The sequence below is a fragment of the Marinobacter aromaticivorans genome (assembly GCF_002806975.1).
Classification (GTDB): Bacteria; Pseudomonadota; Gammaproteobacteria; order Pseudomonadales; family Oleiphilaceae; genus Marinobacter; species Marinobacter aromaticivorans.
The window spans coordinates 466,289-479,201 of sequence record NZ_NIHD01000002.1; the positions used below are offsets into that span (position 1 = coordinate 466,289).

9 protein-coding genes are annotated in these 12,913 nt (G+C 57.3%); 7 read left to right on the forward strand and 2 right to left on the reverse strand.

Features of this window, described 5'->3' with window-relative positions:
• Window positions 1–28: 28 nt before the first annotated feature.
• The 4 genes from CDH48_RS04920 to CDH48_RS04935 all read left to right on the forward strand — a co-directional run bounded on the left by CDH48_RS04920 (window position 29) and on the right by CDH48_RS04935 (window position 4,800).
• Window positions 29–859, forward strand: a complete 831-nt coding sequence (locus CDH48_RS04920; RefSeq protein WP_198515467.1) for an ethylbenzene dehydrogenase-related protein — start codon at window positions 29–31, stop codon at window positions 857–859.
• A gap of 11 nt (window positions 860–870) precedes the next feature.
• A complete protein-coding gene (locus CDH48_RS04925) occupies window positions 871–1,962 on the forward strand; it encodes a P-loop NTPase (protein WP_100687599.1) in 1,092 nt (363 codons plus the stop codon).
• A 78-nt stretch (window positions 1,963–2,040) separates the two neighbouring features.
• Entirely contained in the window at window positions 2,041–3,918 is a 1,878-nt protein-coding gene (locus CDH48_RS04930) for a WD40/YVTN/BNR-like repeat-containing protein (protein WP_100687600.1), read from the forward strand.
• 135 nt (window positions 3,919–4,053) lie between these two features.
• Complete coding sequence (locus tag CDH48_RS04935; protein ID WP_100687601.1) at window positions 4,054–4,800, forward strand: substrate-binding periplasmic protein; 747 nt, start codon at window positions 4,054–4,056, stop codon at window positions 4,798–4,800.
• 62 nt (window positions 4,801–4,862) lie between these two features.
• Here CDH48_RS04935 and thpD read toward each other — a convergent pair whose 3' ends face one another.
• Both thpD and CDH48_RS04945 read right to left on the reverse strand, forming a co-directional pair.
• Window positions 4,863–5,798, reverse strand: a complete 936-nt coding sequence (gene thpD / locus CDH48_RS04940) for an ectoine hydroxylase (protein WP_100687602.1) — start codon at window positions 5,796–5,798, stop codon at window positions 4,863–4,865.
• Between the two features lie 188 nt (window positions 5,799–5,986).
• Complete coding sequence (locus CDH48_RS04945; protein WP_100687677.1) at window positions 5,987–7,807, reverse strand: acyl-CoA dehydrogenase C-terminal domain-containing protein; 1,821 nt, start codon at window positions 7,805–7,807, stop codon at window positions 5,987–5,989.
• 337 nt (window positions 7,808–8,144) lie between these two features.
• Here CDH48_RS04945 and CDH48_RS04950 point away from each other — a divergent pair, with 337 nt between their 5' ends.
• Genes CDH48_RS04950 through CDH48_RS04960 form a run of 3 tightly spaced genes read left to right on the forward strand, consistent with a single transcriptional unit; the run spans window position 8,145 to window position 12,892 of the window.
• Window positions 8,145–8,645, forward strand: a complete 501-nt coding sequence (locus CDH48_RS04950) for a DUF3833 domain-containing protein (protein WP_264754757.1) — start codon at window positions 8,145–8,147, stop codon at window positions 8,643–8,645.
• A gap of 36 nt (window positions 8,646–8,681) precedes the next feature.
• Window positions 8,682–9,776, forward strand: coding sequence for an efflux RND transporter periplasmic adaptor subunit (locus tag CDH48_RS04955; RefSeq protein ID WP_100687603.1), 1,095 nt, complete (start codon window positions 8,682–8,684; stop codon window positions 9,774–9,776).
• Between the two features lie 2 nt (window positions 9,777–9,778).
• Window positions 9,779–12,892: an efflux RND transporter permease subunit gene (locus CDH48_RS04960; protein WP_100687604.1), complete on the forward strand. Its 3,114-nt coding sequence runs from the start codon at window positions 9,779–9,781 to the stop codon at window positions 12,890–12,892.
• Window positions 12,893–12,913: the final 21 nt, after the last annotated feature.

Consider the following 12,913-nt stretch of genomic DNA (forward strand, 5'->3'; position numbering starts at 1 on the left):
TCAATCGATTAGCATGAGGAACCATGCCATGACATCGCACGTTTTTAAAAATGGCCTTCTGGTAAACCGTACCCGCCGGTTGGCTGGCTCTTTAACCGCAGCGGCTTGCCTGCTGGCCAGTGCCAGTGTGGTGGCGGATCACAGCGACAGAAACCCTAACGTTACCGAGGTGGAACCCTGGGATACCGTTAAAGTGTCGCGCATTCCCGGCAATATCTATCTGCGCACCCAGGACGACCCGGACGATCTCATCTGGGACCGCTTGCCGGAATACCGTACGGCACTGCTGCCGGCACCGCCTGTACATCAGTCTGTCGCCCTGCGCTTCGAAGAAGGCTCCACTCGCACCAAGCACATGTATTTTCAGCTGGCCCGCTCTGCGGACCGCTTGTACATACGCCTGCGCTGGAAAGATCCCACCGAAAATCGCGACACCACTGTGGACGAGTACCGTGATGGCGTTGCCGTTCAGTTTGCCCTGAACGATACAGACACGTCCTACATGATGGGGTCCGGCCATGAAAACCCGGTAAATATGTGGTACTGGCGTGCCGACAAAGAGCAGGTGGACAGCCTGGCCGCAGGTGGTTATGGCAGCACGACCACCCTGCCAGTCCAGAATGTCTCCGGTGCCAGCGCCTACTTCACTGATCCAGTCCCTGCAGACAGGGAATGGCAGGTTGTGATGTCCCGACCGTTCAAGTCTGATGGCAAGTACGATGTGAACTTCGATCGTGACACCGTTCCCATGGGCTTTGCCGTATGGCAGGGTAGTGAGAACGAGCGCGATGGTAATAAACGCGTGACACACACCTGGATCCTTCTGGACGCGAGTCCGGATAGTGACAACGGACAGTAAGGAGCCCTTTGATGCCGGTTTCCCAATTTCCTCCCAGGGACCCTCTGGCACTTGTGCCAGAGGACTGCGGCCTGGGCCATGCCTGCCAGTTCTGCCCCCGGGAAGATACCTGTCAGCTGGACAAGGGTCAGCACGAAAAAAAGCTGATTGAGAAGCGGCTGGCCGACATTGGCCAGATCATTCTGGTTATGGCCAACAAGGGCGGAGTGGGTAAAAGCACTGTATCGGCCAACGTGGCAGCCGGCCTCGCAGGCCGGGGTTACAAAGTAGGCGTTGCGGATGCCGACATTCACGGGCCGAATCAGAGCCGGTTTTTCGGTTTTGTGGGCCAGCGGGTCCGCCTCGGCAAGAACGGCCTGCCGCCAAAGGACTTCGAGTTTTTTGGCCTGGAGCATCCGGTAAAAGTCGGTTCCCTGGCCTTTATGATGGAGCGCGATGATACGCCCATCGTGTGGCGGGATGCCTACAAACACGATTTCATGCATCACCTGATCGGGTCTTTCGACTGGGGGCCGCTGGATTTTCTGGTGATAGACATGCCGCCGGGTACCGGCAATGAGCTGATTACCCTGGCTGACATGCTTGAAGGCCATGACGTGGCAGCCTTGCTGGCTACGACGCCTCAGGAAGTGGCACTGATGGACAGCCTGAAAGCCGTTCGTTTTTGCCAGGAGCGTGGTCTGCCGCTTATTGGTGTGGTTGAAAATATGGCGGGTGTAACCTGCCCCAACTGCAGTGAGCAGTTCCATGTGTTCCCGCGCGCTCATCTGGCTGAGGCCCTGGCAGCAGCAGAGGTGGAGTCCGTGGCGCAAATTCCTCTTTCGCTGGCGCTGTCCAGCGGTTCAGACACAGGAGTACCCGTGATCCTTTCGGCCCCGGAGGGCCCCGAGGCGCAAGCGTTTGCCTCTGCTGTTGCGGCCTGTGAGGCTTATGGCCGGGCCAGCTTTGCGGAAGTGGCCACGCAGTCGTTGCAGGAGTTGACACAGGCAGGCCTGGAAAGCTCCGAGATGGAGCAGGCGCTGGAATCCGTGCCACCTGAGCAGCGGGAGGCTTTGCGTCAACAGCTGGAATCCCTGCTGGGAACCGGCGGCAAACCACATTGATGTAACGCATCACCCATGTGAACCCTGTTGTACGAGCCCTGCTTGCAGGGTCTCTTTTCCCTATTCGAGAGCACTGCCATGACTGACACTCGCGCACCTGGTCGCCGTCGTTTTTTCAGCCGGTTGTTAGGAACCGATAATGCTACTGCACCCGGTCGCGCACCCTGGCGCCGGGTACCGGAAGTAGGTGCGGGTGACGGCGACGTGCTCTGGTCGGGCTGGACCGGAGATGGCGAGTTGTTTGTGGTTGGCGACGAGGGCATGGTGATGCGCTTCGTGGGCCAAAATGGCGCCGACGGCCGGCAATGGCAGAAAATGAACGTTCCCACCCGGCTGCCTCTTCACGGCATCTGGGGACCAACCACAGACAACCTGTTCGCCGTGGGCTGGATGGGCTGCATACTGCATTTTGACGGCGTGCAATGGCAGTTGCTGCGGGGAGGCGTAATCGATACCGAAGGCGGGCGGTTTGCCGCCTGTGAGGAAAACACACCCCTGTTTGCAATTGATGGCAATGACCAGGGCCAGGCCTGGGCAGTGGGCGATGACGGCATGATCCTGCATTATGACGGCTGCCGCTGGCAGCGCGAACAAAGCCCCACACAGGTGAATCTGCGTGCAGTCACCTGCGGACCGGATAACACAGTGTACGTAGCCGGCGGTGAGGGCACGGTACTGCATCGTGATAGCCATGGCCAGTGGAGCAAACTGGACTGCCCTCTGGGCTCAGGTTTCCATGCCTTGCTGTTGCTGGATGACGACACCCTGCTGCTGGGCGGTGGCCGTTATTTTGTGGATAAGGGCGGGTTTCGCGGCGAATTGGTGCTTTACCAGAACGGGCGTTTCCAGCCCCTTAGCTTTGACGAGCCCATGCCAAGGCTGAGAGCACTCAAAGCCTACAAGGGCGGGGTGTTAATTGTAGGTGACCAGGGCCACCTGTATTACTACAGGGATTTCCGGCTCGACAAACTGGAAAGCAACTGCCGCCACGACCTGATGAACATTATCGTACTGTCCACGGGTGAGGCCCTGGTGGTGGGCGACTTTGGCACCATAATGACCGCATCTGAGGATTTTACGCAAGCTCTGGCCCCGCCACCGGTTGAAGCGGACGCCAGCCCCTGGGAAACCATGGCTGTACCGACCGGGGCTCAGATCTGGGGCTTTACCGAGGCTGCCGGTGGTACCTGTTACGCATGCGGTGAAGCGGGTACTGTGCTGCGCCTGCAGGGGAATGAGTGGGAGTTACTGCCGGCGCCCAGTGAGCTTGCGGTTCACTGTGTCTGGGATACCGGCGCCGGGTTGTTTGCTGCCGGCCAGCTGGGGCGTATTTTCCGGTTTGATGGCGAGCAATGGGCCCTGCATTACGATCTGAACCTGGACCTGACCATTCTTGCCATGTGGGGCAGTAGCCCCGAATCCGTCTACGCCGTGGGCGACGAGGGCCTGATTCTGCATTTTGACGGCCTGAGCTGGAAGCGTATGATCAGCGGCACCCAGTCGGCGCTTTACGGTTTATGGGCTCTTGATGACGAGCACATGCTTGCTGCCGGCGATTTCGGCCTGGTTCTGAGATACAACGGCAAGGACTGGCGCGAGTTCAATGTGGGCACCGAGAACTTTCTCTACGATATCTGGGGCGACAGCCTCAGCAATATCTACGCCGTTGGACTGTCTGGCACACTGGCCCATTTCAATGGCCAGCGCTGGCAGATGATGGCCACCCGCCTGCGTGAAGATCTGCTGTCCATCTCCGGTTCTGATGCCGCAGGCGCCTTCGCGGTGGGTACCCGGGGCTGTGTACTGCGCCTTGAGGGTGACCAATGGCTAACCGAACCCAGTGGCAGTGATGCGGGCTTGCGTGCGGTTTGTGCCACCCGCAGCGGAGCGGTTTATGCCGTGGGTGACCGGGGAACGGTCCTGCGGCGCCCGGGCGTCAGCTGCACGGAACACTGAACTGACAGCGCCTTTTACATATCGACACACCATTAAACGGTATACCACATTGGCCTTGAGCTACACTTCGGTTTAACAGTTTTTTAATTTCAGGAAGCTCTTTGACCCGGACTGTCCTTGTAAGGAGATCTTTCCATGCGTTCAATGTCGTTGTCAGTTCTGATGTTGCTGGCCTTATTCGGATCATCCCGGATTCTTGCGGCAGACAGGTTGTATATCTATACGGAAAATTTCCCGCCCTACAACATGAGTACCAATGGCCGTGCGTTTGAACACAGCGCGGACAAAATTGATGGTATCTGCACCGAAAGAGCAAAAGCGGTTCTGGACCAGTCCGGATATGACTATCGCATAAAATTGCGCAACTGGAACTACGGCTACAACCGCGCCCTGTCCAAAGTCAATCATGGAATATTCTGCACCACCTATACCGAAGAGCGGGCACCCTTGTTCAAATGGGTGGGGCCTTTGGCCCAGAACCTGTGGACAATTTTTGCGCCGCCCGGAAGCACGTTCAAGATGGACCGGCTTGAGGATGCGAAAGGTAAAACCATAGGGGGCTATCGCAACGACGTCAGGAGTGAATACCTCCTGAAACGTGGTTACCAGATGTCGGTAATCGACAGTGACGATCTCAACCCGAAGCGTCTGGCGCTGGGCCAGATCGACCTGTGGATTGCAGAACGACTCGCAGGGCCCTACCTTGCGTCGCAGCAGGATGTCGAAGGCCTCGTTCCGGTGTTTTCGTTCAATGACGTTGATCTGTATCTGGCAATGAACCCGGATACGCCCGACGAGGTTATCGAAGATCTCAACCGGGCACTGCAAGAGGTGAAGGACAACGGAACCTTCGAGGCCATCGGCACCAAGTACGGTCTGTAAGCCGCGGGCAAAGGAACCCCGGGTAGCAGGAGCCTACCCGGGACACCGGATTATCCCGGAGCTCAGCCGACTTCGCTCAGATCAGGCGCCTGAAGCGGTTGCAGTGCGCGGGTATTGGTGCGATTACCCAGAAAATCCGGCCGTGCTTTGTTGCCACAGAAGGGCTGGGTCAGCTGGTTTTCCACACTGTTATAAACGAAGAACAGGTTACTTCTGGGCCAGGGTGACATGTTTGCATTGGATGCGTGCAAGGTGTTGCACTCGAAGACAATCAGCGATCCGGCCGGCCCCGTGGGTGCCTTGATACCATAGTTGTCGGCCATCCTTTTCAGGTCCCTGTTACTGGGCACGCCCAGTTCCTGCTTTTTCAGGGAGGACTGGTAATTGTCTTCCGGAGTGCGCCCCACGCAGGGAATAAAGGTTTTGTGGGAGCCTGGAATCAGCATCAAAGGGCCGTTAAACGGTGTGTTATCTGTCAGGGCAATGGAGAAACTGACGGCCCGCATTCTGGGCATACCGTCTTCCGCATGCCAGGTTTCAAAATCCGAATGCCAGTCAAATCCCTTACCGTGAAATCCCGGTTTGAAGTTGATGCGCGACTGGTGGATATAGGCATCGCTGCCCAGCAGCTGGTGCACCATGTCGAGGATAGCAGGGTTGCGGGTCAGTTTGTCAAAGCGTGGCGAGAGTTCGTGTATACCAAAGACAGACCGTATTTCCTGCTTGCCGGTTTCAGTAATGGTGCCCTCTGAACGAAGGACGCTGTCGTCGTCCTCATAGGCTTCCAGATCTTCCCGGAACCTTTTAACCGTTTCCTTATCCAGAAAGTTATTGAACACCAGAAACCCGTCACGTTCGTACATGGCCAGCTCGGCTTCACTCAGGGGCCCGCTTGTGCGGTCTTTGCCCTGGCTGTGGATAACGGGATCGAGGCGATCTATTGGCGCGGCGGGGCGCTCAAGGCGGGTGGGGTAAAAGTCGTCAGCACGAGTTTCCATATTCGGACCTCCTTCTTTTAGCAACATCACAACAAAGGCCTGCCCTCAAGCAGGTGGCAGGCCAGAAAACGGTTTTCCCCTCAGGGTCAGCAGTAAAAAGAGTGAGTAGGCGGTTAGATGCGGTTGGAAGGAAATATTTCAAGCCCTGCCGGCTCGGGTATCAAACTGGCAGGGCGTTCAAGGGCGGATTAACCGGTAAACGCCATGTTTTCCGGGTCGATCTGCATCAGGTTACGGCTTGGGCTCAGCATACTTGTGGCATGGGTTTGAGCCCGGGGCAGCAGGCGCTCGAAATAAAATTCCGCCGTGGCCAGCTTGGTGGTGTAGAAAGCCTCAGAGTCATCACCCCCGTTATCCAGGCAATTTACCGCGGTTGCTGCCTGTCGCGCCCACATATACGCCATGGTCACGTAACCGCTGTACATCAGGAAATCGTAAGAGGCCGAGCTCACTACATCACGGTCTTTGCGGGCTGCAAGCATGATTCGCACGGTGAGCAGGTTCCACTGGGCGGTCAGCTTGAGCAGGTCCAGGGCAAACGGACGTAAACGGCTGTCGGTCAGGTGCTTACGGGCAAAGTTGGCAATCCGCGCGGTGAAATCACGCACAGCGCCGCCTTTGGTGGTCAGCAGTACCTTGCGGCCGAGCAGGTCCAGCGCCTGAATACCGGTGGTGCCTTCATACAAAGTGGCAATCCGGGTATCCCGGGCGATCTGCTCCATACCGTGTTCACGAATGTAACCGTGGCCGCCGAATACCTGCATACCCAGGCTGGCGGCTTCATTCCCCAGTTCCGTCAGAAAGCCTTTGAGAATCGGGGTCAGGAAGCCCAGTTTGTCATCGTATTTTTCGGCTTTTTTTGTATCGCCGGCGGCATGGCCCTCAACCATATGGTCGGCCAGGCGGGCAGCGTCATAGAGCATGGCACGGCCGCCTTCGGCAATGGCTTTCTGGGTCAGCAGCATGCGGCGTACATCGGCGTGGTGAATCAGGCTGTCGGCCACCTGATCCGGCTCTTTTTTACCGGAGAGTGCGCGCATGGAGCGGCGTTCTCTGGCGTAATCCAGCGCCCACTGATACGACAGCTCCGCGGGGCCGACGCCCTGTATCGCGGTGCCGATACGGGCCGTGTTCATAAAGGTGAACATGCACTCCAGACCCTCGTTTTCCGGGCCAATCAGATAGCCGGTTGCACCATCAAAGTTCAGAACACAGGTAGCGGAAGCCTTGATGCCCATTTTCTTTTCCAGGCTGCCACAGACCACGGCGTTGCGTTCACCCACGCTGCCGTCCGCGCCGGGCATAAACTTCGGCACGATAAACAGACTGATGCCCCGGGTGCCTTTGGGAGCATCCGGCAGGCGGGCCAGAACGATGTGAACAATGTTCTCGGTAAGGTCATGGTCACCGGACGAGATAAAGATCTTGGTGCCGGTAATTTTATAGCTGCCATCCGTCTGTGGTTCGGCTTTGGTTTTTACCTGGCCCAGATCGGTGCCGCACTGGGGCTCGGTCAGGCACATGGTGCCGGCCCAGCGGCCTTCGGTCAGCGGTAGCAGGTAGGTGTCTTTCTGGTCGTCGGAGCCGTGCAGAAAAATGGTGTTCATGGCGCCCATGGACAGGCCCGGGTACATGGAGAACGACCAGTTCGCGGTGCCCATCATTTCCTGCTTCATAAGGCCCATGGACGCAGGCAGGCCCTGACCGCCAAATTCCTCCGGCGCAGAGAGACCCTGCCAGCCGCCCATCACATACTGGTTATAGGCTTCTTTATAGCCTTTCGGAGTGGTGACTTCGCCGTCTTTCAGTGTACAGCCTTCCTCATCGCCGAGCTGGTACAGCGGGCTCAGTTGTTCCTCGCAAAAACGGGCGCATTCGGTGAGGATGGCGTCTACGATATCCGGCGTTGCATTCTCACCGCTGGCCAGTGAAGCGTAGTGTTTCGGGTAGTCAAATACCTCGTTGAGCAGAAACTTCATGTCCCGCAAGGGCGCCTTGTATGCCGGCATAATCAATCCTCTGAACTGGTCTGAATATCTTTTCGGGGCCATTGCCCGCTTCAAGTTGCCTGCTGTTTTACGGTATTGCGCTTCGGATTCCATTGACGAAAAGCACCTGTGGCGGTGTCAGTAAAGACAGTAGGCGGGCTTGGCCGGGGCGCTTTGCTGATCGGAGAAGATCCCCCGGGCGTATTCAGATAGCACCCATCGCACCATACATTGTGATGGCACCTGTGACGCTGAGAACCCCGTGGAGAGCCTTATGACAAGTGTAAAAAATATGCAAAACCTGCATTCTGTGATTCACAACCGTGGCTGGCGCTCTATACTCCTGTTTGTATCGGTCATGAGCCTGCTAACTGGTTGTTCCGGGCCCGCCCTGACCGATTATGCAGAGCGCAGCCCCAGGCTGACTCCCCAAACATTTTTCAGCGGTGAACTTAGTGCTCGCGGGGTGGTCAAGGACATGTCCGGGGAGGTGATCCGCACATTCGATGCGGATATCACGGCCTCCTGGGATGCTGCAGGCGTGGGCACCCTGGATGAAGTATTCCGCTTTGATGACGGCGAAGTGCAAACCCGGGTCTGGACGCTGACACCCTCGGATAACGGCGACAGCTATCATGCCGGGGCGGGCGATGTGGCAGAGCCGGGAACCATGCGCTGGAGCGGCAACACCCTCCACATGAACTATGTGCTCCGGATTGCCTACGGCGATGGAACACTGGATGTACGAATGAATGACTGGATGTATCTGATAACACCCGACACTTTGATTAACCAGACCACCATGAGTAAATGGGGGATTGATGTGGGTGAAATTGTTCTCGTGATTCAGAAAAAATAAACCCGGCGGGAGCCGGTCCGTTTGCTGGGATTGTCTATGTGGAAACAGTGGTTGGTTGGTGCGGTGCTTGTGGCGGTAGCCGTGAGCGGTGCTGTAATTTATCGCAACCTGAATGATCTGTCGCAGGTAGATAGTGCCAATGAGCGGGCGCCCAGCGCTGTAAGTACCCGCCTGCCGGTAACAGAAACCGTGCGTGATCAGGTTAAAGCAGTTGGTAGCCTGAAGGCTCTCAATGCGGTTGAGTTGACCACAGAAGCCAGTGGCCGGGTGGTGGAAATCAACCTGAAGTCCGGTCGCCAGGTAAAACAGGGCGACGTGCTGTTGCGTTTGGATGATCGCCAGGCCAGGGCGGATCTGGGTGTTATCGAGGCGCAATTGGCCGATGCCAGGCGCCAGTACGAACGCGCCCGAAGCCTGCGCGATAACAACAGCATTTCCCAGTCTCTGGTTGATGAATTGCGCACCGCCGTTGAAGTTGCAGAGGCCCAGCGCGATGCTGCGAGGGTCCGGCTAGAAAATCATCTTATTGAAGCCCCCTTTTCCGGCGTTGCCGGGCTGAGCGACATCAGCATTGGTGCCTATGTGATCGCTGGCACAACCATTACCACTCTGGATGCCACATCCCGTATGGAGCTGAATTTCTCCATTCCGGAACGCTTTCTGGGCCAGCTCAAGCCCGGGCAGAAGGTGGATGCTGGTACGCCCGCGTACCCGGATCAGTATTTCAGCGGCGAGTTGGTTGAGTTGGGTACCCGCATTGATGAACTAAGCCGGTCTTTGCCGGTTCGGGCCTTGATTGATAACGCTGATGGTCGGTTACGCCCGGGGCAGTTCATGTCTGTCAGCCTGACGCTGCGCGAGCGCCCGGGCCTGGTGGTACCGGAGCAGGCGGTAATGGTTCGCGGTAATGAAAAATACGTATTTGTAGCCGACGACGGCATCGCCAGACGGGTATCCGTAGTTTTGGGTTCGCGCATGCCGGGGCAGGTTGAAATTATGGATGGATTGACCGCCGAAGACCCGGTGGTGGTGACCGGCCAGGACCGGCTCAGCAGCGGTGAACGAATTCGGGTAATCGATGATGAAAATGCGATCCCCGACAATCGCTTCACCAGTGCGCTGGAGTCGTAGCTGTGATCCTGTCGGATATTTCCATCAAACGCCCGGTTTTTGCCACGGTTCTGAGCCTGTTGATTGTGGTATTTGGTCTGGCGGCCCTGTTTGGCCTCCCGGTGCGGGAGTACCCGGATATAGACCCGCCCGTGGTTTCCGTTTCAACCAACTACACCGGTGCTGCCGCCGAGGTGGTTGATACCCAGATCACCCAGATCGTTGAAGGCGCCATCAGTGGAATAGAGGGCATTCGCTCTATCCAGTCTTCTACCCGGCAGGGTGGGTCATACACCACTATCGAGTTTTCCACATCCCGGGATGTGGATATTGCCGCAAACGATGTGCGTGATGCCATATCCCGCGTAAACAACGAGCTGCCGGACGAAGCCGACCCGCCCGTGGTGCGCAAGGCTGATTCTGATGCCCGCCCGATGATGTGGGTAACTCTGCGCAGTGATATCTGGGATTCTGCCCAGCTGAGCGACTATGCGGACCGGGTTCTGGCTGATCGGTTAGCGGTCGTGGATGGCGTTGCCGACGTGCGCATTGGTGGTGAACGTCGTTACGCTATCCGGGTTTGGCTTGATCGCGAACGCCTGGCGGCGCGGGATATCACCGTTGCTGAAGTGGAGCGCGCATTACGCGCCAATAACGTGGAGCTGCCAGCCGGTTCCGTGGATTCCTCAACCCGCAACTTTACCGTACGTGCAGAGGGTCGCCTGGCAACCGTAGATGAATTCCGCGAGCTGGTGATTCGTCGGGATGGCAATCAGTTGTTACGCCTGGGCGAAGTAGCGGATGTGCAGATGGGCGTGGAATCCGATGTCGGCCAGTTGCGCGCAAACGGTCAGACAGCCATTGGCCTGGGCGTTATCCGCCAGTCCAAAGCCAATACCGTAGCCGTTTCGGATGCTGTGCGGGCGGAACTGGAGAAAATCCGGGAAACCCTGCCACCGGAAGTCTCGATTGCCGAAAGCTACGACGAATCCATTTTTATCCGTGCGTCCATTCGTGAGGTGATGATCACTCTGGCGATCGCCGTGTCCTTGGTCATACTGGTTATTTTTCTGTTCCTCAGATCCTGGCGCGCCACCCTGATTCCTGCCGTTACCATTCCAGTAGCGGTTATCGGTGCGTTTATTGGCCTCGGATTCCTGGGGTTCTCCATTAACGTGCTGACTTTGCTGGCGGTTATTCTTGCCATAGGTCTGGTGGTGGACGATGCCATTGTGATGCTGGAAAACATCCAGCGCCGGATTGACAAGGGAGAACCGCCCTTGCTTGCGGCCTATCGTGGTGCCAGGCAAGTTGCCTTTGCGGTCATTGCCACCACCCTTACGCTGGTTGCGGTATTTGTGCCCATCTCGTTCATGGGTGGCAATGTTGGCCGCCTGTTTGCGGAGTTCGGTTTTACGCTGGCGGCAGCGGTTGTGGTGTCGAGTTTTGTGGCGCTTACCCTGGCGCCGATGCTGTGCTCCAAATGGCTGAAGCATAGCCCTGAAAGCTCGGAAGGGCGCAGGTTCTGGGGGGCCAGTGAAAAGGTTCTGAATGGCCTTACGAACGGGTATGAGCGCCTGCTGCGGTTCTCGCTGAATCAGGCTGGCCTGGTGTTGGGGCTTGGTCTGGTGGGGCTGGTTGTTGCTGCGGTGATTTACCCGGAACTGCCCCAGGAGCTTGCGCCTACAGAAGACAGGGGCGTTATTATCATGCCCGCCAGTGTGCCCCGTGGGGCTACCGTAGAGTACACCGACCACTATACGAAACAGGCTGAAGAGAAACTGTTGCCCTATCTGGAGAATGGCATTGCCAGCCGGATGCTGTCGATTGTTGGTTTCCGCGGGCGGGAAGACAGTGCGTTCATCATCATGGGGCTGGCCCCCTGGGAAGAACGGGATGTCAAACAGCAGCAGGTGACCAGTGAGATTCGCAAGATCTTTAACGATATCTCCGGTATTCGTTTGGCGGCAATCAACCCGCCAGGGCTTGGCCAGAGGGGGTTCAGCCAGCCCGTGGAATTCGTGGTCGCCGGGCCGGATTATGAATCTGTTCAGGCCTGGAGTGATGAACTGGTAGAGCGCGCAAAAAACAACCCCAATCTGCTGAACCTGGAAACCGATTTTGAGCTGACCCGGCCAGAGCTGAGCATTGCCATTGATCGTGAGCGGGCTGCCGATCTGGATATAACCATTCAGGATGTCGGCCTCACCCTGCAAACCATGCTGGCTTCACGGCAGGTAACCACCTACCTGGAACGTGGCCGGGAGTACGATGTGATCATGCAGGCGGATGCGGCCAGCCGCGCCACACCGTCAGATCTTGGCCAGATATTTCTGCGCCCGAGGGAAGGTGGCAAGCTGATTCCTTTACAAGCGCTGGTGTCGATTTCAGAAAAAGGTGCAAACCCGGACCTTCGCCGCATTGATCGCCTGCCGGCGGTGGTAATCAGCGGATCACTGGCGGATGGTTACGATCTTGGTTCCGCGCTTGCCTACCTGAACACGCTTGCGGTTGATACCCTTCCGCCAGAGGCACGTCTCAGCTATCAGGGCCTGAGCCGGGAGTTCCAGGATTCTTCGGCGGCTATTTATTTCACCTTCGGGCTGGCCTTTATAATTGTATTCCTGGTGCTGGCGGCCCAGTTTGAAAGCTGGATTCACCCGATGATCATCATGCTCCCGGTACCGCTGGCGGTAACCGGCGCCCTGCTGGCGCTCTGGTGGAGTGGCATCAGCCTTAACATCTACAGCCAGATCGGGATCATCATGCTGCTGGGGCTCATGTCGAAAAACGGCATATTGATTGTGGAGTTCGCCAACCAGCTGCGGGATGAAGGTTACGCAGTAAAAGACGCGATACTGGCTGGTGCGTCCCTGCGCTTCCGGCCCGTACTGATGACCACTGTATCCACGGTCTTCGGTGCCGTGCCCCTGGTAATTGCCACCGGAGCCGGTGCCGAGAGCAGGGCGGCCATCGGCATGGTGATTCTGGGCGGGCTGATTTTTGCCACCACACTTACGTTGTTTATCATCCCTGTGCTCTATAATCTGCTGGCGGGCTTTGCCAAATCGGCCAATGCGATTGAACATGAGCTGGAACGCCAGGCATCGTTGCCCCAAACTGGTTCGGTAGATTGATGCACGGCCTGGCGTAACCAA